General features: G+C 59.1%; 17 protein-coding genes. 9 read left to right on the top strand and 8 right to left on the bottom strand.

Annotated features, from left to right (window positions below; translation table 11 throughout):
- Positions 1 to 52: 52 nt before the first annotated feature.
- Positions 53 to 1972, bottom strand: coding sequence for a caspase family protein (locus R3D51_18480; GenBank protein MEZ5901470.1), 1920 nt, complete (start codon positions 1970 to 1972; stop codon positions 53 to 55).
- Positions 1973 to 2200: 228 nt separating this feature from the next.
- On the opposite strand from R3D51_18480, the gene R3D51_18485 reads away from it, so the two are divergent.
- Positions 2201 to 3835, top strand: coding sequence for a thiamine pyrophosphate-binding protein (locus R3D51_18485; protein ID MEZ5901471.1), 1635 nt, complete (start codon positions 2201 to 2203; stop codon positions 3833 to 3835).
- Between the two features lie 429 nt (positions 3836 to 4264).
- Here R3D51_18485 and R3D51_18490 read toward each other — a convergent pair whose 3' ends face one another.
- Positions 4265 to 5518 (bottom strand): threonine ammonia-lyase, encoded by a 1254-nt coding sequence (locus R3D51_18490; protein MEZ5901472.1) that lies wholly within the window; start codon positions 5516 to 5518, stop codon positions 4265 to 4267.
- A 198-nt stretch (positions 5519 to 5716) separates the two neighbouring features.
- On the opposite strand from R3D51_18490, the gene R3D51_18495 reads away from it, so the two are divergent.
- Entirely contained in the window at positions 5717 to 6598 is an 882-nt protein-coding gene (locus R3D51_18495) for an NAD(P)-dependent oxidoreductase (GenBank protein ID MEZ5901473.1), read from the top strand.
- A 37-nt stretch (positions 6599 to 6635) separates the two neighbouring features.
- Here the strand turns inward: R3D51_18495 and R3D51_18500 are convergent, their stop codons facing one another.
- Positions 6636 to 7139, bottom strand: coding sequence for an Lrp/AsnC family transcriptional regulator (locus R3D51_18500; GenBank protein ID MEZ5901474.1), 504 nt, complete (start codon positions 7137 to 7139; stop codon positions 6636 to 6638).
- Positions 7140 to 7324: 185 nt separating this feature from the next.
- Here R3D51_18500 and R3D51_18505 point away from each other — a divergent pair, with 185 nt between their 5' ends.
- On the top strand, positions 7325 to 7819 hold the full coding sequence (locus tag R3D51_18505) for a sulfur transferase domain-containing protein (GenBank protein ID MEZ5901475.1): 495 nt from the start codon (positions 7325 to 7327) through the stop codon (positions 7817 to 7819).
- 16 nt (positions 7820 to 7835) lie between these two features.
- On the opposite strand, the gene R3D51_18510 is transcribed toward R3D51_18505, so the two are convergent.
- Together R3D51_18510 and R3D51_18515 are read right to left on the bottom strand one after the other, a co-directional pair.
- Positions 7836 to 8462, bottom strand: a complete 627-nt coding sequence (locus R3D51_18510) for a uracil-DNA glycosylase family protein (protein MEZ5901476.1) — start codon at positions 8460 to 8462, stop codon at positions 7836 to 7838.
- 68 nt (positions 8463 to 8530) lie between these two features.
- The gene (locus tag R3D51_18515; GenBank protein MEZ5901477.1) at positions 8531 to 9046 is read right to left on the bottom strand and encodes a thermonuclease family protein; all 516 of its coding nucleotides are present in this window, start codon (positions 9044 to 9046) and stop codon (positions 8531 to 8533) included.
- Between the two features lie 161 nt (positions 9047 to 9207).
- On the opposite strand from R3D51_18515, the gene R3D51_18520 reads away from it, so the two are divergent.
- The 5 genes from R3D51_18520 to R3D51_18540 all read left to right on the top strand — a co-directional run bounded on the left by R3D51_18520 (position 9208) and on the right by R3D51_18540 (position 14110).
- Complete coding sequence (locus tag R3D51_18520) at positions 9208 to 10851, top strand: HAMP domain-containing sensor histidine kinase (GenBank protein MEZ5901478.1); 1644 nt, start codon at positions 9208 to 9210, stop codon at positions 10849 to 10851.
- 138 nt (positions 10852 to 10989) lie between these two features.
- Complete coding sequence (locus R3D51_18525; protein ID MEZ5901479.1) at positions 10990 to 11166, top strand: DUF1289 domain-containing protein; 177 nt, start codon at positions 10990 to 10992, stop codon at positions 11164 to 11166.
- 18 nt (positions 11167 to 11184) lie between these two features.
- On the top strand, positions 11185 to 11883 hold the full coding sequence (locus R3D51_18530; protein ID MEZ5901480.1) for a TIGR02281 family clan AA aspartic protease: 699 nt from the start codon (positions 11185 to 11187) through the stop codon (positions 11881 to 11883).
- Between the two features lie 45 nt (positions 11884 to 11928).
- Positions 11929 to 12483 (top strand): TIGR02281 family clan AA aspartic protease, encoded by a 555-nt coding sequence (locus R3D51_18535; protein ID MEZ5901481.1) that lies wholly within the window; start codon positions 11929 to 11931, stop codon positions 12481 to 12483.
- Between the two features lie 121 nt (positions 12484 to 12604).
- The gene (locus tag R3D51_18540) at positions 12605 to 14110 is read left to right on the top strand and encodes a phosphomannomutase/phosphoglucomutase (protein ID MEZ5901482.1); all 1506 of its coding nucleotides are present in this window, start codon (positions 12605 to 12607) and stop codon (positions 14108 to 14110) included.
- A 55-nt stretch (positions 14111 to 14165) separates the two neighbouring features.
- Here R3D51_18540 and R3D51_18545 read toward each other — a convergent pair whose 3' ends face one another.
- The 3 genes from R3D51_18545 to R3D51_18555 all read right to left on the bottom strand — a co-directional run bounded on the left by R3D51_18545 (position 14166) and on the right by R3D51_18555 (position 19653).
- Positions 14166 to 14993: a sulfite exporter TauE/SafE family protein gene (locus tag R3D51_18545; protein MEZ5901483.1), complete on the bottom strand. Its 828-nt coding sequence runs from the start codon at positions 14991 to 14993 to the stop codon at positions 14166 to 14168.
- Between the two features lie 8 nt (positions 14994 to 15001).
- Positions 15002 to 16012: a tRNA dihydrouridine(20/20a) synthase DusA gene (dusA, locus tag R3D51_18550; protein MEZ5901484.1), complete on the bottom strand. Its 1011-nt coding sequence runs from the start codon at positions 16010 to 16012 to the stop codon at positions 15002 to 15004.
- Between the two features lie 128 nt (positions 16013 to 16140).
- Positions 16141 to 19653: a pyruvate carboxylase gene (locus R3D51_18555; GenBank protein MEZ5901485.1), complete on the bottom strand. Its 3513-nt coding sequence runs from the start codon at positions 19651 to 19653 to the stop codon at positions 16141 to 16143.
- A gap of 179 nt (positions 19654 to 19832) precedes the next feature.
- Here R3D51_18555 and R3D51_18560 point away from each other — a divergent pair, with 179 nt between their 5' ends.
- The gene (locus R3D51_18560; protein MEZ5901486.1) at positions 19833 to 21776 is read left to right on the top strand and encodes a sigma-54-dependent Fis family transcriptional regulator; all 1944 of its coding nucleotides are present in this window, start codon (positions 19833 to 19835) and stop codon (positions 21774 to 21776) included.
- Positions 21777 to 21827: the final 51 nt, after the last annotated feature.

Here is a 21827-nt window from a genome sequence, read left to right on the forward strand (position 1 = left end):
TGCTCGACGTGTCGCGGCTTCCATTAACTATGTGTAATAGCTCTCAAAAACCCTACGGCATGACCATCCGTGAAAGCGCCCAGCGGGTTTGGGCAGTAGGCTCCTCGCCCATGGCGGAATAGAGGCCCTGGGTCGAGTTCAGCCGCTGCAGCTCACGCCGGGTCGCCGTGCTCCAGCGGCGGCGGAAAATCTCGAGCGTCCGCCCTTCCTTCTGCGCTGCCTTGAGCGCGCTGACGATGTAAGCCGCCGCACGCGCCGGATCACGGCGCACGCCTATGCCTTGATCGTAGACCTGCGCCAACTCCTCCAGCGCACCGGCATGGTCTTTGTCTGCTGCTTCACGCAGATGACGCACCGCGCTGTATGTGTCGCGGCGGCCACCTCTGCCCTGAAGCTCCATCAAGGCGAGGTTGAAGAGAGCCCGTGAATGCCCCTGCGCGGCGGCCTTTGCGTAAAGCTTACGGGCCTGCTTTTCATTTCGAGCGGCGCCTTTTCCCTCCGCGAGCAGATAGGCCAGGCTCGTGGTGCCTGCCGCATCTCCAGCGGCAGAAGCCATCTGATAAAGCTGTAGCGCATCTACCATGCTGGCCGGCACGCCCTCGCCGAATTCATACATGGTCCCCAACGACGCCATCGCAGCCGCATGGCCGTTCTCCGCCGCGCGCCCATACCAGTACGCCGCTTTCGCCAAGTCACGCGAGACGCCTCGGCCTTTGTCATAGGCGCGCGCCGTCTCAAACATTGCGCGTGGCACGCCACCCTCCGCAGCCTCCTGATAAAGGGCTACCACTTTCTCCCAGTCCTGCCCGCTTGATGCTGAGCCTTCCAGCACCACCGCGCGTTCGAACGCCGCTCCGGCGTTTTCGGCATGATCGGAATGCTGGGGGCCGGCGTGGCCGGGTTCGGCGGCGCGCGCAACACTCCCCGTTATCACCCAACGCCAAGCGGTGCGCTTTGTATCTGGAGCAAGGTGCGACAGCTTGAAAGCGGCCAACTCATAGAAGAGACCATTCGGAAAGCGCGTCATATGCGCTTTGAAGTCCTGCGGGTTTTGCGAAAGTTTGATGCGCTCCCACGCATCGAGCTCTGCGATCCGGGCGTCCGCCGCCAGCTCGGTGGTGTGAACTTGGCGGTCGGCGCTGGATTCAGGCGTCGCGGGCTTTTCCTTGAAATAGAACGCGCCGACCAGCGAGGAGTGTTCCCAAGGCACCTGCTGACCGCCGGTCGCCGCGAGCACGGCACGGCGCGTGTCTCGAAATACCTCCTCCAGGGTGCTGCCGGGGCGGGGAATATTGAACGCAAGCGCGGCTGTGTAGGGACTGTTGTTCACCTCTCCGTCGCGCGCAATCTGTCCAGGCGCCGTCGCATATCCGATAAAGGTGCCCGACGGAGCAACCGATGGCGCAAGACCGCCTTCGGCGAACGCCCGGCCTGTGCCGAAGGGATTGTCGCGGCATGCATCGAGTATGACGATGTTAAGTCGTGTGCGCGCCGCCACCAACGTCTTCATCACGTCATCGAGTGCCACCGCGTTGACGGCAACCTCCGACATGTCTCCGATGTCGGCACCCACTGGAATAAGATAGTTGCGACCGTCCGATTGCACGCCGTGACCGGCATAGTAGAACAGCGCGACCGTATCTGGCTGCTTGAGCCGACGTCCGAATTCGGTGATGGCCGAGCGCATGGCACTGGGGTTGGCGTCGAGTGCGGTGATCACCTCAAAGCCGACATCCTTGAGTGTGTCGGCCATCAGCTCACCGTCGTGGCGGGCATTGTGTAACGGCTTGTTGCTATAGGCGGCATTGCCAACCACCAGCGCGATGCGCGTCTCTGCCCGTAGCGCGCTCGCGAGCCCTGCGGTCGACGCCAGCAAACAAACCAGAAAAAGGCACCAACGTACCCTGCGCGCCCGCGTGGACGTGCGTCGCCATCGCCAATTCGCCGTTTCGCGCTTGCGAGCGCTTCCCACGCGCAACGCCCCCTCACAATTCCAGCTCAGGCGTTTCTCGTTGCCCGGGCCGTATGCCTCCGAATCCAAGGGGCAAGTTACGGCCTTGAGCCGGTCAGAAAAGAGCGGGGAGTTAACCATCCACGCATTCCACTGGAAGTTTCGGGCACGCGCGCGGGATAATGCCGACCTGTGGCTCCGTAGGCGCGGACGGTGCCTTGTGGATAACCTTGCGATCTGACGAAGGCTGTGCCAGCACAACACATGCGCACGGGTGGACAAATCATCGTTGATCACCTCGTCGGCGAGGACGTGCGCCACTTGTTCATGGTGCCGGGCGAAAGCTTTTTGGGTCTGCTCGACGCCGTCCATAGCGAAAGCCGCTTACGCCCTGTCACCGCGCGCCATGAGTCAGCGGCCGCTATGATGGCCGAGGCGACCGGCAAGCTTACCGGCAAACCGGGTGTCGCGGTCGTGACGCGCGGTCCCGGCGCCGCTAACGCCTTGGCGGGAGTCTACATCGCAGCGCAGGATCAAACGCCGATGGTGCTACTCGTAGGCATGCCGCCACGATCGCGCTTGCAATTGCCGGCCTTCCAGCAAATCGACCTCGTCAAGTTGTTCGGCGGCATAGCAAAGAACGTTGCCATTGCCGATAGTGCGAGCACATTGACCGAACAGCTAACGTTTGCGTTCCGTCTGGCAGTAAGCGGACGGCCTGGCCCAGTCGTTGTCGGACTGCCCGAAGACGTTTTGGCGGAAATGGGGCCAGCGACCGAAGCTCACTGTAGAGCGCCTGTTCACCGCGCCGTTGCTGAACAGGACATCCAAGCTTTGCAGGACTGTGTCAGTCGGGCCCGTCGTCCGCTCATCATCGTGGGCAGCCCGATGTGGAGCCAAGCCGCCTCAGAAGCACTTGCCCGCTTTGCCGACACATTCGGTCTGCCTGTCGCGACTTCGTTTCGAAGACAGGACCGTTTCGATAATTCGAACGACAGCTATGTCGGTCATCTCGGTTTCGTGCCCCATACTCCTCTCGCCGAAGCCGTGTCGCATGCTGATGTCGTGATCGCCTTTGGCGCTTGTCTCGACGACATCACAACGCGGGGCTTCACATTAGTGCCCCCTCAAGCCGACGGGCGAACTCTGGTCTTGGTTTCGCCCGATGCCGTCGATCCCCGGAGTTGTCCGCCTTATGCCCCGGATCTGGCTATCGCCGCGTGCCCGATGGAGGTTGTGCATACCTTGGCGGGCCTTCCTCCACCTCGATCCCTGCCTTGGCGCGATTGGAGGAGGGCGCTGCGAAGCGCGTATGAACTCTCTCTCGCTGGCGATGCAATTGGCGGTCGCCTGCAAAACGACACCGTACCAATGGGAGAGATCGCGACCCATCTCACACACAGGCTTTCGGTCGATACGATCATTTGCAACGGTGCTGGTCACTACGCTGCTTCCTTGCAGCGCTACTACGTTTACCGCCACTATCCAAGCCAGCTTGCGCCGTTGTCGGGATCGATGGGATACGGGCTCCCCGCGGCGATTGCAGCCAAGCTTGCATTTCCTGACCGCGAAGTCGTCGCTGTTGCAGGGGACGGCTGCTTCCAAATGACGGGAGCAGAATTAGCAACCGCCGTCCAATTGGAATTACCAATTACTGTAATTGTTGCAAATAACAATACGCTGGGCAGCATCCAATTCGCACAATTGCAGTCTGACCCCGCTCGCGTTATTGCGACCACCCTCATTAATCCGAATTTCGCATTACAGGCCGCAGCCGCTGGCGCACGTGGCTTTTGCGTCAATAGCATGGGCGCATTTGCCGATGCACTCGAACAGGCCCTTAGATTTAAGGGCCCGACCGTTATCGAGGTCGCAACCACCTAGAATTAGCCCCGAACCTGTGAATGCAATTATCAGGCGCTTAAGACTTCTTTACAAAACATGAATTCATAATTTTTAACGTTATCCATATAACGACGCCGTCGTCGCATAGAAACGAAATATCGGTTACAAGGGTATTACTGGAAGACACCTCAGTCTAAGCGAAGTCAAATCCGATGGACCTTGAAGCAGCCAAAATCAATGATGCGCCAACCTGGATCCTCGCGCGTCTTTCGATGGCGGCCTGTGTTGCAACCACAAGCGCGTTGCTTGTGGCGTCAGTCAACATGCCTCGAGACCCCGGAATGTCGTCGAAGCCTGGGGTAGACGCCAACTACCCTCCCAGCCACTAGCAGTTGTTTTCTTCCCCACGACCCTCACTCTCCCTGCCAGGGCCCCACGTTCCAGCCAGACGTGGGGCCTTTCCCTTTCTCAACGCAATCCCCCGCCGCTTTTTGCTAGAACCGCGTAGCCCGCGCTCCTGAGGACCGCGAGCACAGTTTGAAGGTGGGCCGCGTCGCGCGTTTCGATCACGAGGTGGAGCTCGGTACCCTTCGCCGGCAGATCTGTGAAGACACGCTGGTGGTAGACCTCCACAACATTTGCCGCCTGCTCGCCGATGATCGCCGATACCTTGGCAAGCTGACCGGGGCGGTCGGGAAGATCGAGCGCAATACGCGATAGCCGACCATCTCGCGCCAATTCGCGGGTAAGCACGCTTGCCAACAAGCCCGTATCTATGTTTCCCCCACACAATACGATACCGACTTTGTGGCCTTGAAAACGCGCCCGATCGGCCAGGAGCGCGGCGAGCCCAGCAGCGCCAGCTCCCTCGACGACGGTCTTCTCAACAGTGATCAGCAACGTCAGCGCGCGTTCGAGTTCTGCTTCAGATACCAGCAGGATGTCGTCGACGAGAGCAGACACGATCTCGCGCGTGACGTATCCCGGCTCCCGCACGGCGATGCCTTCTGCAAGCGTTTCCCCACCAATGGGCAAACTCGCGTGTCGCATTACGTTGTACATGGATGGATAGAGCTTGGCCTCAACACCAATCACGCGGATGTCAGGCTTTAATCCCTTCGCGGCAACCGCCATGCCGGAAATCAAGCCGCCGCCGCCGATCGGAACAATGAGCGTGTCGAGATCTGGCACATTGGCGAGCATTTCAAGTGCGATGGTGCCCTGCCCTGCAATCACAACAGGATCATCGAATGGGTGGATGAACGTCATGCTGTGAGATGCGCCGTGGGCCCTGGCAAAGCGCGCGGCTTCTTCGAAGTCGTCTCCATGCAGAATGACCGATGCACCCAGCGCCTTGGTGTTCTCCACCTTCACCGTTGGTGTCGTAGCGGGCATCACGATGGTCGCCGGGATGCCAAGTAGCTCGGCATGATAGGCGACCCCCTGTGCATGATTACCTGCCGACATGGCAATGACACCACAGGCCCTCTCCTCGGGCGTGAGGCTCATCAGTTTGTTCAGAGCGCCGCGCTCTTTGTAGCTGGCGGTGAACTGCAAATTCTCGAACTTGAGCCAAACGTCAGCCCCGAAAATTGCACTGAGAGTGCGGCTATTGTCGAAATCCGTCTCGATGATCGCGCCCTTCAAGACACCCGCGGCCCGTTGGACGTCTGCCAGCGTGACAGGGAGAGCAACGTCCCGTGGCGTTCCATGCTTGCTCATAAACGCGGCCAATCCTTTTCGATATCACCTCGCCGACCGGAGGACGCGGCAATTCAGCGAACTTTTTATCGCTCCCACTGGCGCTCGCCCAGTAACGAAAGCAAGAACACCTCCCCCATGGCCGCTTTTGCTTTGCGTGCGCGGTGCGCTCGGTTAGAAGCCAAGCTACGGCATGTAAAGCGCAGTGGAGCAGATACGATGGCGAAGGTAGCCTTCCTTGGATTGGGCGTCATGGGATTTCCCATGGCTGGGCATTTGCTGACCCGCGGCGGGCACGAGGTCACCGTCTACAATCGAAGCCCGGCGCGCGCGCAAGCGTGGCTTGAGAAGTTTCCAGCCGGAAAGAGCGCCCCCACCCCGCAGGAGGCGGCCAAAGGGGCCGAGTTCGTCTTTTCCTGCGTCGGCAACGACGATGACGTCCGGGCCGTCGCAACCGGGCCGCAGGGCGCATTCTCAGCTATGGGCAAGGGCTGCATCTTCATCGACAACACGACAACGTCCGCTGAACTGGCGCGCGAACTATCCGAGAAAGCGGCAAGCAGCGGCATCTTCTTTATCGACGCACCAGTTTCGGGTGGACAGGCGGGCGCCGAAAATGGCGTCCTTACGGTGATGGCGGGCGGCGATGCACAGGCCTATTCCCGCGCGGAGCCGGTGATTGCCAACTTTGCGCGCATGGTGAAGCTCATTGGTCCCTCAGGCGCCGGTCAGCTCACCAAAATGGTCAATCAGATCGCTATCGCGGGGTTGGTGCAGGGTTTGTCCGAAGCTATTCATTTTGCCGAGTGCGCGGGACTGGATGTGCCCGCAGTCATCGATACGATCTCGAAGGGCGCTGCCCAATCCTGGCAGATGGAAAACCGCTGGAAGACCATGCACGCGCGCGAGTTCAACTTCGGCTTTGCCGTTGATTGGATGCGCAAGGACTTAGGCTTCTGCCTTTCGGAGGCTGCGCGCAATGGTGCACAATTGCCGGTCACCGCCATCGTGGATGGCTACTACGGCGAAGTGCAGGCAGCAGGCGGCAGTCGGTTTGATACCTCAAGCCTAATCACCCGCCTCACCAAGAAGACCGGCTAGTCGGGCTGGATTGGCAAATCCTCGCTCAAGACGCGTTTCAGGAAGCCTGCGCTTTGAGCGATCGTCCCTGAATGGTCTCCAGCGCGAATTGGAGCGGCAGCGACGTGGTGTACTTCATCTGCTCCATGGCAAAGGCCGAGGAAACCTTGGCGATCTCAATGCGCGAGATAAGCTTCTTATAGAACACGTCGTAGGCGCCGATGTCAGGCACGGCCACGCGCAGCAGATAGTCGATGTCGCCAGACATGCGATAGAATTCGACCACCTCAGGGAAGTCAGCGACGGCACTGCGGAATCGCTCCAGCCAGTCGAGGGAGTGGTGGTCGGTCTTGATCGACACGAACACAGTCACGCCCGCATTGACCTTGTCGGGGTCGAGGACCGCAACGCGCCGCTTGATCACGCCTGCCTCTTCCAGCTTCTGCACCCTTCGCCAGCACGGCGTCGTTGACAAGCCGACCTCCTTGCCAATTTCCGCTACAGGGCGAGTGCAATCTTCCTGCAAGATTTTAAGGATCTTGACGTCCATTTCATCAAGCATGCGCCGAACTCCGGGGATGGGAAAGAACGCAGTTTCTACATTTTCGATATTTTGAGATAGTCGTTTTCTTTTATACCCCAGTCAATGTAAATTCTGGTATTTTTTTTCGTTCTTTCGTCCGGTTGCTCTTGTTTTGCTTGAGCAATCGATCAAATCTTCGAGTCTGAGAACGTCGTTGAGGCTCGATGCTTACGCCAGTGCCCATAACCCGAGATTTTGCCGTCACAGGTGCTCTTTCAAGCACCGATTTCGAGCGCGCGGCGAAGCACGGGTTCAAAACTGTGGTGAGCCTGCTGCCCGACGGGGAACGGCCAGATGCGCTCAGTTCGAAGGAAGCGATGGAGGCCGCCCAGGCGGCAGGAATGACATTCGCTTACATCCCCACCTCAACCCTGGACATTTTCTCCAATCGGACCGTCGATGCCCTGCAGAGCGTTCTCAATCAGACGCACGGGCCAGTATTGGCAATGTGCGCCAGTGGTCAGCGTGCCGCCATTGCTTGGGCGGCCGCGCGTGCGCGTGCGCATCCAGTCGATGCCGTGCTCGATAGTCTATCGAAAGCAGGGCTCGATTTCGCCTTTCTTCGCGACGAGCTCGAAACACAGGCGCACCAAGGGGCACGGCATACGCACAAGGAGCGTGAGCGCGCGATGAAGTCCTGCCCGCAACCAGCTGCGTGATCGCCTCGACTTTTCTTTAGCCGCCTTCAATCACCGATCGAATTCTAGCTTTCAAAACCGGGAGAAGCTCCGCGTCGAACCAGGGGTTCTTTTTCAACCAGGCATTGTTGCGCCATGAGGGATGGGGCAATGGCCACAACTGCATTTTGGCGTCGGTCCGTGCGGTAATCTTCCGCCAATCCGCGACCGTGTCGGATAAAGTGGCGCCCTGAGCAGCCCCTAAGTGCCAGGCATGAGCATACCGGCCAATCAAGAGCGCGACTTCGATTTGGGCAAGCTGATCCATCAGCCGCTGGCGCCAGAGAGCTGCGCATTCAGCGCGCGGCGGCAAGTCGCCGCCCTTGGCGTCCAAGCCCGGAAAACAAAAGCCCATCGGCACAATGGCGACACGGCGGACGTCGTAGAACTCGTCTTCGCTTACGCCCATCCATTGACGCAAGCGAACGCCGGAGGGGTCCGTAAACGGCATTCCTGAGGCATGGACGCGAGTGCCCGGCGCCTGCCCGAAGACACCGATACGGGCGGTCGTGCTAACGCGCAGAACCGGACGCGGCTCATGGGGCAAAGGCTTGGCACGTGGGTGATCGCGACAGATCCGGCAGGCGCGGATTTCGGCGACAAGCTTATCCAAGTGGCGAGCCATGGCAGTCCCGGCTCCTTCTTCAAGCTATTTGGCGGCGAAGGGCAGCGAACACCCTGAGCACCACCGCTTCAAAGTCCGATGCCGCGTTCATGCCGCCAGTCCCGCGGCGTTTCGAACTGCGAAGACCACAGCCCACGCTTATTGGCTCGGGCCTCGGCCTCCTCGCGGTTGTATCCACCATTGGCCACCGCCATACCTTGAAAGACCATTCCGGCGTTGAGATCCCGGCCGCCAGCGGTGCAATAGGCTAGCACCCGGCCATGCTTGTCCCGCTCCACACCCCGGCACACAACAACGTCCTTGCTGATTAGCCTACGTAAGGCGTCGCGCGCGGCGTTGCCACAATCCCAGTCCCTACCGTCGCGCAGACAGGTCTGGCGGCCTTCAGGAGCATCAATTCCCTTGAGGCGAACTTCGTCCCCGCCGACGTACAGGCTGTCGCCGTCGATCACACGGGCAGCGCCACGCACGTCGGCAGGAACAGGATCTGTGCTTTTTGGGTTGTTTCCCAGATGGTTACGTCCAAGAAGCCCGGCTACGATCGCCAAAATGACTGTCGCGATCAGGCGGGCAATCGACCGCATCTGGCGGCTGTTCCCTCGTATGGCGCGCATCCCGTCTCTATTGCTTTGCGTCGACATGTTAAACACTAACTTAGCGAATTGCCGCCAGATTAACCTCGATGGATTAGCGACCTCCAGCGGAGGAACGCTCATTTGGCCAATTGGCATAACGGCAATTATTGATGGACGACACCGCCGACATCGCGCAGCCTTCGGGGCGTCGTTCGCCACAGCAAAATCGCGCCTCGAGAAAGCCCGACGACCTCAAGCTCTACCGCGAGCGTCTTGTCAACGGAAACGAGATCAAACCCGAATTCGAGTACGAGCTCCTGGCGATGTACGCCAGGAACGAGACGAGCGCGCCGTTGGCCATGCCGGCTCTCTGCATCCTTTTCTCGATTGCCTCGATGTTTTGGGCTTCCTGGGCCGAAGCGGGCGCATGGATCGCCGCCGTAATTGCAACTCGCTGGCTGATGAACGTTCAGTGCAAGAAGCTCCTGGCTATGCCTCGCACTGAAGTCAACGTCGCAGAGTGGCGGCGCTTCTTCCTGCTTCTTGAGCTGCTGAACGGCATGGTGCTGGCTGGCTTTGCTCTCATCGGTTCGGGCAGCATGCACTCTGGACATGGCGAGGCCGCCTTCTCCTCGCATGTCTTCATCTTTGCAACCTTGATGGTCGTGCTTGCCATCCGCATGACGTTCGCCTCGACCGTGCGCGGCGTCTTCCTCGCTGGCACCGTCCCGATGACGCTCGCGGTTGCCGCGCGGTTACTATGGCTTTCGAGCCCGTTCTATTTCGCCCTCGCCTCAATGGCGATCGGCATCCATCTGTTCTTTGTGTATCTGACACGGGGTCTGTATTCGACAGCACTGTCGATGATCGAGTTCCGCGCAGAAAAAGACGGCCTGATTGCCGAGCTGGAAGAAGCCAAAGCCATTTCCGATGAAGCGCGCCGCCGTGCGGAAGCCGGCAACAAGGCGAAGTCGCGGTTCCTGGCCACCATGAGCCATGAACTCAGAACGCCACTCAACGCCATCATGGGCTTCTCCGAAGTCATGGAAAAGGAGCTACTCGGACCGATAGGAAACGAGACCTATTGCGAGTATGCGCGCAACATCTACGCTTCCGGCAGCCACTTACTCCACATCATCAACGAAATTCTTGATCTGTCTCGTATCGAAGCCGGACGCTACGAACTGCATGAGGAAACGATACGGCTTACCGATGTCGCGGAAGATTGCGAACGTCTGGTGAAGCTGAAGGCCGATAGCAAAGGCTTGTTGATGGTAGAGGACTTTGCTCCCAATCTGCCGCAAGTGTGGGCCGATCCGCGCGCCATGCGCCAGATCTGCCTGAACCTGCTCTCCAACGCCTTGAAGTTCACGCCCAAGGGCGGCCGCATCACGATCTCAATCGGCTTCCTTCCCGATGGCGGGCTCAGCATGTCCGTTCGTGATACCGGCCCAGGCATTCCCAAGGACGAGATCCCCAAGGTCATGCAGGCCTTCGGTCAGGGCTCTCTGGCCCACGAGAGCGCTGAGGGCGGGACCGGACTTGGCCTACCGATCGTTCAGAACCTGATTCAGCTCCATGGCGGAACGTTCACGCTGAAGTCCGAACTGCGGAAGGGTACGGAAGTGACCGTGACGCTGCCCAAGCAGCGTGTGCTGCACGCAGTCGCACCACTCCAGCCCCTGGGCCGCGAACGCCACCGGGATCCCGATATGCTGCCGCGCTCCACGCGACCGCCTCGTATGCGCGTGGCCGCCTCTCCTTACGGCTCCAACGAGCCTTACAAGGCAAAGACACCGCATTTGGCTGGGTAGCTATATAAGCACACCCGAATTTCCACATGATTTCGACTGCAGCGTGCGATGTTGTCATCTCGGGCGATTGACCGTATCTGAGGGATCAACCTTTACGCGCACCGCGTCTGCTTCGCGGAGCTTTCATTCCAGGTGCCAATGGATTCACCCTGCGTCAAAATCTGCGCTATCGACCCCGCCACCAAACGCTGCACCGGGTGCCAGCGCACGCTGGAGGAGATCGGGCGTTGGTCTACGATGACCGACGCCCAACGCAAACGCATCATGGAAGAGCTTCCCTCGCGCAATATGCAAACCACATTGTCCAAATCCTGAGCTGAAAGGAGGCGGCACGTGCTAGGCTGGCTGCTGCTCTTTTCGTTTCTGTTATCAGCGCTCTTTATCTATCTCGGCACTGGTGGGGAGGATCTTCAACAGACTTCCGCTATCGGAATTGCCGCGGCCGTCGCCTTCGCTCTGCTGGTTCTGTACGCCCTTGCAACCCGCTCCGGTCACGACGGCGGTCAGCGCCTGCGCAGATTGCTCGTGCCCCTATTGCTGCTGGGAACAGGGGCTGGCGCCTGGTTCTATTTCGCACCCGACTTCGATCTCGCAAGCTGGCTCGACCGGGCGGGCGTTGCGACCCCAGCCAGCGACGTGCCGAGTGTGGGACAGGACGGATTGAAGTCCGTTCTCATCCGCCGCAATGAGCAGGGCCAGTTCGTGGCCAGATCCGCAGTGAACGGAGCCCCTGTCGACATGCTTATAGACACCGGCGCAAGCTCCGTCGTTCTCAAGCAATCTGACGCCGAACGGGCGGGTCTCGACACAACCGCACTCGACTACAGCGTTCCCATTGAGACGGCCAACGGACAGAGGAGCGCCGCTGCCGTCCGTCTGCGCACACTCACCATCGGCGCGCTGCAACTCAACGACCTGGAAGCCCTTGTGGCCCAGCCGGGAAGTCTTAACGAAAACTTGCTCGGTATGAGTTTCTTAAGACGTTTGCGGTCATATGAGATCTCCGGAGATTTCATGACCTTGCGCGAGTGAAGGATGCGACTGCGCCTACTCGCCTAACATTTGGAACTGCCAGGTATGTCGTCGGGCTCCTCAAGCTTCTTTCAGTTCGTCGCGCTCACAGCTTTGGTGACTGTCGGTGCGGTCTATGCCATCAAGCATCGCGACGAAGTCGGCAAGATCACGGCCATGGCCCTCGAGCGGACCATGTCGCACGGCCAGCCTCAGGCGAGCGAACGCGTGTCTGAGCATCATGATAGCTCCGACGAACTCGAAATCGCAGCCAACGACGCGGGACACTTCGAAACCGAAGTGGAGATCAACGGCTCTCGTGTCGAGGTGATGGTCGATACTGGGGCAACGCTCGTCGCACTCACCTACGACGACGCGCAGCGCGCCGGACTATACCTCAGGCCTTCAGACTTCACCCACGAAGTGCGCACGGCAAATGGCGTTGCGCGGGTCGCCCCTGTTGAGTTGGGCAGCATCACGGTCGGAGACATCACCGTGCGCAACGTGCGCGGCGCCGTTGCCGAACAAGGCAAGCTTCACAAGACGCTGCTTGGTATGACTTTCCTCAGCCGCCTGTCCCGCGTCGAAATGCGCCCCCATGCGTTGGTTCTACACGAGTAGAACGTCATTGCGGCGCCACTTTTGCCTCTTCTAGCAAATTCCGCGTGCACCCATTCCCTATGGCTTGCAAAGCCTATAGGGTCCAGCGCGCACTTCATCCTGTCAGAAGGGTTCGAGCCTTATGCTGCCAAAACCGCGTGCCGACCTTAAGCCCAACACCGCCGATTTCGAGCGACTTCCACTCGTGAAACCGACAGGGTTTCGCGAGTATGACGCCCGCTGGCTGTTTCCCGAAGAGATCAACCTCATGGGTCTCAACGCGGTCGGACTTGGCGTTGCCACCTTGTTTGCCCGACGCGGCGTGCCCAAACGCATCGTCGTTGGTCATGATTTCCGATGGTATTCCGGCGCGGTGAAGCAGGCGTTGATGACCGGACTCCTGGCCGGCGGTTGCGAAGTCCACGATATCGGCCTCGCCTTGTCGCCGATGGCCTACTACGCCCAGTTTGCGCTCGACGTCGAAGGCGTCGCCATGGTGACTGCATCACATAACGACAACGGCTGGACCGGCATCAAGATGGGCTTGTCGCGACCGCTGACGTTTGGGCCCGACGACATGAGCGAATTGAAAGAGATCGTTCTGTCGGGGGCATACGAAACCAAAGCCGGGGGACACTACATCTTTGTTGAGGACATGGGCGCACGCTATGTGAAGTCCTTGACAGATCGGCCAAAGCTCAAGCGCCGCCTCAAGGTGGTATGCGCATGTGGCAACGGCACGGCTGGCGCCTTTGCACCTCAGGTGCTGGAAGCAGTCGGCTGCGAGGTTATTCCGCTCAACACCGACCTTGACCATTCGTTCCCAAACCACAATCCCAACCCCGAAGACATGAAGATGCTGAAGGCAGTCTCCGCCAAGGTGCTGGAGACGAATGCCGACGTCGGTCTTGCCTTCGATGGCGATGGAGATCGCTGCGGCGTCGTTGCCAACGACGGCCATGAGATCTTTGCCGACAAGGTTGGCGTAATGCTGGCGCGCGACATCTCGTCGATCCACAAGAACGCAAAATTTGTCGTCGACGTGAAATCGACCGGCCTCTTCACCACCGATCCGGTGCTCAAGGCCAACGGCGCGACAACCGCGTACTGGAAGACCGGGCACAGCTACATCAAGCGCTACAATTTCGAGAACAAGACGCTCGTGGGTTTTGAAAAGTCCGGCCACTTCTTCTTCAACACCCCGTTGGGCCGCGGCTACGACGATGGCCTCGTCGCTGCGCTTGCTGTTTGCGACATGCTCGATCGCAACCCGGACAAGAGCATGGTCGATCTGCGCGATGCCCTTCCCAAGACCTGGGGATCGCCGACTATGTCTCCCCACTGTGACGATGAGAAAAAGTACGGCGTCGTGGACCGGATCATCGCCCACTACAAGAAGCAGGAAGCCGAAGGCGCAAACGTCGCCGGACAGAAGATCCGCGAACTCATCACCGTCAATGGCGTGCGCGTCGTGCTAGAGGACGGCACATGGGGTCTGATCCGTGCTTCCTCCAACAAGCCTGAACTGGTGATCGTGGTCGAGAGCCCCACGTCAGAAGCCAACATGAAAGCGATCTTCAAGGATCTCGATACCGTGCTGACGCGCTTTCCCGAGGTGGGCGATTACAACCAGAAGATTGCGGTGTGAGGAGTGACGCGACGCCGTGAACGAATTGAAGGGCCGGTGTTGTCACCGGCCTTTCTTATTTGAGCAGCGAATACAGGAAGCGTCCGACCACGCAGAATAAGAAGACTGCAAAAGCAATTTCCAACTTGCGTTTGGAGAGCGCGTGGGCAGCCTTCACGCCCAGTGGCACCGCATACATGCTTGTCGGCATGATGAGAAGCGCAGCGGGAATATTCACATATCCGATAGAGTATGGCGGACGCAGCGGAACGCCCCATCCCGCCAACATGAAGCCGAGCGTCCCCGGCACAGCGATTACAGGCCCAAAGCCCGCTGATGTCGCCACGGCTCGGTGGATCGGAACGCCATAAAGCGTCAGAAGCGAGACGATGAACATGCCTCCGCCTATGCTCATCAAGGCCGAAATCAAACCTATGATTAGAGCGGCTGCTTCGACGCCTTTGCTCTTGGGGATCTGTTGCCCCAACCGCCAGTCGTCGCGGCCGATTGCAAACTTCATCGCGATTACCGTACCGGAGACGATCCAGACCCACTTCAGCCCGGCCGTACTTGAAAGCTTGGCCGTTAAGACGCCAAGGACGACTCCGGCAGCAACCCAAGGCGCCATTCGCCGCCAAATGTCCATGTCGACCGCACCCTTGGCGTAATGCCCAGAGAACGAACGCAGCGACGTCGGCACAATCACCGCGAGCGAGGTTCCGAGCACCATGTGCATGCGGACGCTTTCATCGACCCCGTAATGCGAAAACAGTTCATAGAGAACGGGTACAAGAAAAGCCCCACCGCCGACCCCTAAGAGCCCCGCCAGGAATCCTGTCGCAAATCCTGCTCCAGCTAATCCGGCAATCAGGATTGCTATGGCAGCGATGGATGATGTCTCCATTGTCCCCGTCACTCCGCGGCTGCGGCACCTGTTTGTTGCGTGCCCATCGCGCCCTCTGCGATGGCAATTGCTTCCATCAGAACGCGCACATCGGCGCCTGGTTTGATCCCCTGCTCACTCAAGTGACGGCGGAACAGCCGGCCGCGCGGACGACCATGATAAAGACCCAAAACATGACGCGTGATGTTCGACAGACGGCCACCTTTGCCTAAATGGATCGCCACATAGTCGGCCAGCCCGCGCAAGGCATCGGCGCGCGTCGAAACCGACGCCGTGGGGTCGTAGTAGCGCCGATCGACCTCCGAAAGAAGATACGGCTCATGATAGGCCGCGCGCCCCAGCATCACCCCATCGACGTGACGCAGATGTTCATCGCACTGCTGCAGCGTTTCAATTCCGCCGTTCACAATGATTTCCAGATCCGGCCTGGCCTGTTTCAACCTGTAGACGCGCGCGTAGTCGAGCGGAGGGACTTCGCGGTTTTCCTTCGGCGACAGACCGTTGAGCCAAGCCTTGCGCGCGTGGACGATAAAGGTTCGGCAGCCCGCCCGTGAGACAACCTCAATGAAGCGCTGGAAATCGGACTCCGCATCCTGATCGTCAATGCCGATACGGCATTTTACGGTAACGGGAACCTCGACGCGCGCCTGCATGGCGGCGATGCAATCGGCCACCAGCTGCGGCTCGGCCATCAGGCAGGCGCCGAACCGACCTTCCTGAACGCGATCGGACGGGCATCCGACATTGAGGTTGATCTCATCATAACCGAAGTCCGCGCCGATGGATGCTGCCTCCGCCAGACGGTCAGGCTGCGACCCACCGAGCTGCAAGGCGACGGGATGCTCTTGAGGCGAGAACGCCAAAAGCATGTCGCGGTGGCCGTGAATGACTGCTTCAGCAGTGACCATCTCGGTATAGAGCAGCGCATGGCGCGTGAGCTGGCGATGGAAGACGCGGCAATGCCGGTCCGTCCAATCCATCATAGGGGCCACACAGAATTTGCGGTTCAGTGGTTGCATTGATCCAGGCAATCAGGGCGTTCTTTCGCCATTAAGAGGCCGCCCCTTCGGTGGCGCGACGCATCTTGTCCGACGTGTACCCCAGGGCCGGGTCGGCAGCAACGCGCGTTTGTTTGGTCCAACTGCGGTCAACTGCCTCCGGAGCCGAGAACGATCAGAAGATCCTTGGCGCTGACTTGGTTGCCTGCTTCGACCAGAATTTCCTCGACCACACCGTCCCGCGGAGCCTGGATCGACGTTTCCATTTTCATGGCCTCGATCGTGAGCAAGACGTCGCCTGCATTTACGTGCTGACCTGTTTGCACCGCGATTGAAGCAATCGCACCCGGCATTGGAGCGGCCACATGACTTTCGTTGCCGTCCTCCGCGCTCCTGCGAACCTGGGTTGCAGGACTGACGCTGCGATTGGGAACGACGATGACGCGCGGCTGGCCATTGAGTTCGAAGAACACTTCGACCTGACCGTCGGGCCGCGTCTCACCAATCGCCGTCAATTGGATGATGATCGACTTTCCGCGTTGCAGATCCACGGTGATCTCCGTGCCGGGCTTCATGCCGGAATAGAACACCGGCGTCGGCAAGACAGATACCGGACCATACTTGGCTGCCGTGGACGCGTATTCGGTGAAGACCTTCGGATACATCAGATATGAGGCCAGATCGCAATCATCGATCGCGCGCCCGCATTTGCCTTCAGCCGTCTTGCGCTCGCTTTCAAGATCAATGTCGCCGAGAAGTGCGCCAGGCCGATCCTTTATGGCCGCTTCGCCCTTCAGAATCCGGTCCTGCACACCGGCAGGCCAGCCGCCGGGTGGCTGGCCCAACTCGCCGCGCATCATTTCGATAACGGAGTTCGGGAAGGTGACATCGCGCTTTGGATCCATGAGATCCTCCGGCGATAAATTCTGTGCAACCATCATCAGCGCCATATCGCCCACAACCTTCGACGATGGCGTGACTTTGATGATATCGCCGAAAAAATCGTTGGCCGCACGGTACGCATTTGCAACCTCTGGCCAGCGCGCTTCAAACCCGAGAGAGCGAGCCTGCTCTTTGAGATTCGTGAACTGTCCGCCCGGCATCTCGTGCAGGTAGACTTCCGAAGCGCCAGAAAGCTGGCCGCTTTCAAATGGCGCGTACTGCGTGCGCACGCCTTCCCAATAGCCGTTGATCCGTCGCAACGCATCACTATCGATGCCCGTATCCCGCTCGGTTCGCGCAAGAGCCTGTACGATGGAGCCTAGGCACGGCTGAGACGTTCCCCCGCTCATGGAATCCATGGCGGCATCGACAGCATCGACCCCCGCATCGATCGCCGCAAGAATTGTTGCGGCAGAAATTCCTGTGGTGTCATGCGTGTGCAAATGCACTGGCAGGCCGGTCGCGTCTTTCAACTCCTTGACCAGAACGCGCGCCGCAGCCGGCTTCAGCAAACCGGCCATATCCTTGATCCCAAGGATGTGAATGCCAGCCTGTTGAAGCTCTTTGGCAAGATCCACGTAGTATTTCAGAGTGTACTTTGGCCGGCTCGGATCGAGAAAGTCACCCGTGTAGCAAATGGCGCCTTCTGCCAGCTTGCCTGCGTCGCACACGGCATCGATGGACACGCGCATGTTTTCGACCCAGTTGAAACAGTCGAAAATGCGAAACAGGTCCATCCCGGCATCCGCCGCCTGGCGAACGAAAAAGCGCACGACGTTATCTGGATAATTCGTGTATCCGACGCCGTTGGATCCACGCAGCAGCATCTGCGTGAGGATATTGGGAACGTTCTCGCGAATAGCGGCCAGACGCTCCCAGGGATCTTCCTGGAGATAGCGCATCGCAACGTCGAAAGTCGCGCCGCCCCAGCATTCCAGCGAGAATAATTGCGGCAACCCTCGCGCATAGCTGTCCGCTATCGAGACGATATCGCGCGTGCGCATACGCGTCGCCATTAGCGATTGGTGCGCATCACGCATCGTCGTGTCGGTGATGAGAACGCGCTTTTCCCTCTTCATCCAATCCGCAAACCCATCCGGTCCCAACTCCTGAAGCACCTGGCGCGTACCTGTTAGGGGAGCTCGGGCGAAAGATGGCAAGACGACGTTGGAATATTCTGGCGCCTGAGGCCGTCCGCGCGTTTCGGGATGACCGTTGACCGATACGTCCGCGATCCACCGCATCAGTTTCGAAGCCCGGTCGCGCCGTTCGGGAAAATCGAAAAGCGATGGCGTTTCGTCAATGAAGCGCGTCGTGTATTCGTTGTTTCGGAAACGCGTGTGCGCAATGACGTTGTGTAGGAACGCTAGATTGGTGGCCACACCCCGAATGCGATATTCGAGCAGCGCACGATTCATTCTGTCGATGACTTCGTCCGTCGTTCCGGCCCACGCTGTCAATTTTTCAAGAAGCGGATCGTAGTATCGCGTGACAACAGCTCCGGAAAACGCCGTGCCTCCGTCAATGCGGATTCCAAAGCCCATGGCGCCGCGATAGGCGCTGATGCGACCAAAATCAGGAATAAAGTTATTCTCAGGGTTCTCGGTCGTAATGCGGCACTGGATGGCATGACCATTGAGCTTGATGTCTTCCTGGGGGGGAATGCCCGTCTCCCAGTGACCGTCGGCACCTCGGTGGGCGATCCGACCACCTTCGAGAATCTTGATTTGCGCCTTCACAATATCGAGACCGGTGACGACCTCGGTGACGGTGTGCTCGACTTGAATTCTCGGATTGACCTCGATGAAGTAGAAAGCGCCGGTATCGACATCGAGGAGAAATTCAACTGTGCCCGCGCCCACGTAATCGGTCGCGTGGCCTATGGCCAAGGCGCACGCGCAGAGTTTGGCGCGGGTTTTTTCATCCATATAGGGTGCGGGCGCGCGTTCGACGAGTTTCTGATTGCGACGCTGGATCGAACAATCTCGCTCAAACAGGTGGACGAGATTGCCGTGCTGATCGCCGAGAATCTGAACCTCAACATGCCGAGCATTGCGTATAAGCTTTTCCAGGTACACGTCGTCCTTGCCGAACGCCGCCTTTGCCTCGCGACGACCGATCATCACAGCATCGAGAAGATCCCGTTCGCTCTCGACTACACGCATGCCGCGGCCACCGCCGCCCCAAGACGCCTTGAGCATGACAGGATAGCCGACTTCGGCGCCTGCCTTTTTGATCGCTGCTGGATCGGTAGGTAGCGGAGGACTTGCGGGCATGACAGGCACGCCATTCGCCACAGCGATGTTGCGAGCATCGACTTTATTGCCAAGCTTGCGCATCGTGTCGGGAGATGGACCTATGAAAATAATGCCCGCTTTCGCACACGCCTCGGCGAATTCCGGGCTTTCCGACAAAAAGCCATAACCGGGGTGGATCGCATCGCACTTAGTATCGAGCGCTACCCGTATAATGTCATCGATCGACAGATAAGCTTCGATTGGCCCCTTCCCGTGACCGACCATGAAGGCCTGATCGGCCTTAAAGCGATGCAATGAAAGCCTGTCGTGCTCGGCGTAGATGGCAACGGTTCTAATTCCAAGCTCTGCTGCGGCGCGAAAAATACGCGTCGCGATCTCCGACCGGTTCGCGGCAAGCAGGCGCCGGATCTGTCTAGGCTTTGCCCCTGTCATTGCCTCGTGCCTGCGGACGTCATCGCTCATGATATTTTTGCTTCCCTTTTTGCACCGCAGCGCAGCTTTCTGACGTTTTTTCAATATTTTGGAATATTCGCAAGGCCCCGCACGCGAACTGGTAAAATAATTAGACCGCGCGATTGGTCAGAGCAAATCTTTGTTGTAAGGTCCTAACCGAAGCTTCGTTTGATGTAAGGATAGCCGATATGGTCGACACTTTTCCGAAAAGTGCCGAACTGACAGCCATCGATGCGATAAGTAAATCCTTCATCCAGGATTTGCTTGCCCAATCGCGCACCCGCTGTGAAGAGGCTTACCGCTTAGATCGCAGCAGGCGTGCAGGACCATACCTGCTCACCCCGGGTGAGTTGAGATGCGTTGCAGAGCCCCTAGAGCTTCTCACGCGTGTGGCTCGGCCAGAACTCGAGGCGCTCCTGGCAAGGCTCGCGCCGGCCAGCTACGTCGTTGTTCTTTCCGATGCAAATGGCGTCGCCGTCGATTTTGTTGCCAGCGGATCGCCCGATCGCAAACTCTGGCGCATGGGCGTTTGCGCGGGCGCAGCCTGGGGCGAACCCCACGTGGGGACGAACGGGATTGGCACGTCGATTATGTCCCGGCTTCCCATAATCGTTCACCAGCGCAACCATTTCTTGCTCAAGTACGCCGAGTTGACCTGCGCAGCCGCGCCGCTATTTGATGCCCGTGGTCGCGTCATCGCATCCTTGGATGCGTCCTCGGTCGCTAACCTCCCCCAGGAAATCCAGGGATTGGTGCTCGACTTGGTGGTGCGAACTGCGCGCCGCATCGAACGCCTCTATTTTTTGGAACGTTATCGCGACCGGACCATCTTGACTGTTGACCTTGGCAACGACGGCCTCTCGGGCCACACGGTCACGCTCGCCGTCGGCGAAGATGGCTGTGTCATCGACGCGCAAGGCAATAGCAACGACGGATCCGATGCTCCGACACTCGACACCTATAGCAAGATGAATTTCGCTAACGTCGTTGATCTGGCTTGGCGGACACCTGCGGTCCAGGCGGGGCCGATGCACGTGGAGCACAAGGCGGTGGTGAACCTTGTGGGCGATCTGCCTTACTTTACCGTGCTTCGCGCGCCCGCTCAGCTTTCACCCCGGCCCATGGCGTCGGTCGCCAGAGCTGATCTGGCTCGCAGCAAACCGAAAAAGCTACAGCCAATTTCTAAGCCTGTGCTGACGTTGGAAAGGCTGGCAGGAGACGACCCAGGGCTTTGCGCTGTCGCTGGAAAGATCGACCGCTTCATCGCCCATCGAATTCCCTTCCTCATTCAAGGAGAGACCGGCACAGGCAAAGAGGAGTTTGCGCGTGCCATTCATGCCAAGGGGCCGCGTGCGGCCTCACCGTTCGTCGCCATCGATTGTTCGTCCATTCCGGAAAATCTCATAGAAAGCGAACTTTTCGGCTACGAAGCCGGGAGCTTCACCGGTGCCAAGCGCGAGGGCCAGCGGGGCAGAATTCTCGATGCCAACGCGGGCACGCTGTTCTTGGATGAAATCGGCGATATGCCGCTGACCTTGCAGACGCGCCTTTTGCGCGTGCTCGCCCGCAACGAGGTTGTCCCCCTCGGGGGACACGTGCCGATCAAGGTCGATTTCAATTTGATCTGCGCCACGCACCAGGATCTCAAGACAATGGTGGAGCGGAAAAGTTTCCGCCAGGATCTCTATTTCCGCATCTCAGGTTGCCGTATTGCGCTGCCGCCGCTTCGCGAGCGCTGTGACAAAAAACCGATTATAATCGGCGCGCTGGAACTTGAGTGCTATGCTGTGGGAATCCGTACTCTTCCCGACATCTCCGAAGCGGCCATGCAAATTTTGACCTCCTATCCATGGCCAGGCAACATGCGCCAGGCTCGCCTCGCTATGCGTTTTGCCTTGGCAAGCTCAGGCGGCGAAGAAATCTTTCCCGAACATCTGCCCGAAGAAATCGTCGAAGAGGCATCCGGCGACGACTCCATCCCCAAGAGCGCTCCGACTCCGGAAGCGGATCTCGAGGACGTCCTGCGCCGCAACGCCTGGAGCGTCAGCCAGACGGCACGCGATCTCAACGTCAGCCGCCAGACTGTTCATCGCTGGATGAAGGAACGCGATCTCAAGCGGCCCGTCTCCTGATCGAGACATTCATCGTTCTAAAAAAAGGACCCCTCGCGTGGCCGACGCGAG

The organism is Hyphomicrobiaceae bacterium (genome assembly GCA_041397645.1).
GTDB lineage: Bacteria > Pseudomonadota > Alphaproteobacteria > Rhizobiales > Hyphomicrobiaceae > Hyphomicrobium_B.

Excerpts from the sequence above, each read along its gene's own strand:
- R3D51_18545 (MEZ5901483.1), bottom strand. The coding sequence starts at position 14,993 with ATGGAGACATCATCCATCGCTGCCATAGCAATCCTGATTGCCGGATTA.
- R3D51_18555 (MEZ5901485.1), bottom strand. The coding sequence starts at position 19,653 with ATGAGCGATGACGTCCGCAGGCACGAGGCAATGACAGGGGCAAAGCCT.
- R3D51_18520 (MEZ5901478.1), top strand. The coding sequence starts at position 9,208 with ATGGACGACACCGCCGACATCGCGCAGCCTTCGGGGCGTCGTTCGCCA.
- dusA (MEZ5901484.1), bottom strand. The coding sequence starts at position 16,012 with ATGCAACCACTGAACCGCAAATTCTGTGTGGCCCCTATGATGGATTGG.
- R3D51_18490 (MEZ5901472.1), bottom strand. The coding sequence starts at position 5,518 with ATGAGCAAGCATGGAACGCCACGGGACGTTGCTCTCCCTGTCACGCTG.
- R3D51_18505 (MEZ5901475.1), top strand. The coding sequence starts at position 7,325 with ATGCTTACGCCAGTGCCCATAACCCGAGATTTTGCCGTCACAGGTGCT.
- R3D51_18495 (MEZ5901473.1), top strand. The coding sequence starts at position 5,717 with ATGGCGAAGGTAGCCTTCCTTGGATTGGGCGTCATGGGATTTCCCATG.
- R3D51_18515 (MEZ5901477.1), bottom strand. The coding sequence starts at position 9,046 with ATGCGGTCGATTGCCCGCCTGATCGCGACAGTCATTTTGGCGATCGTA.
- R3D51_18510 (MEZ5901476.1), bottom strand. The coding sequence starts at position 8,462 with ATGGCTCGCCACTTGGATAAGCTTGTCGCCGAAATCCGCGCCTGCCGG.
- R3D51_18525 (MEZ5901479.1), top strand. The coding sequence starts at position 10,990 with ATGGATTCACCCTGCGTCAAAATCTGCGCTATCGACCCCGCCACCAAA.
- R3D51_18535 (MEZ5901481.1), top strand. The coding sequence starts at position 11,929 with ATGTCGTCGGGCTCCTCAAGCTTCTTTCAGTTCGTCGCGCTCACAGCT.
- R3D51_18500 (MEZ5901474.1), bottom strand. The coding sequence starts at position 7,139 with ATGCTTGATGAAATGGACGTCAAGATCCTTAAAATCTTGCAGGAAGAT.
- R3D51_18540 (MEZ5901482.1), top strand. The coding sequence starts at position 12,605 with ATGCTGCCAAAACCGCGTGCCGACCTTAAGCCCAACACCGCCGATTTC.
- R3D51_18560 (MEZ5901486.1), top strand. The coding sequence starts at position 19,833 with ATGGTCGACACTTTTCCGAAAAGTGCCGAACTGACAGCCATCGATGCG.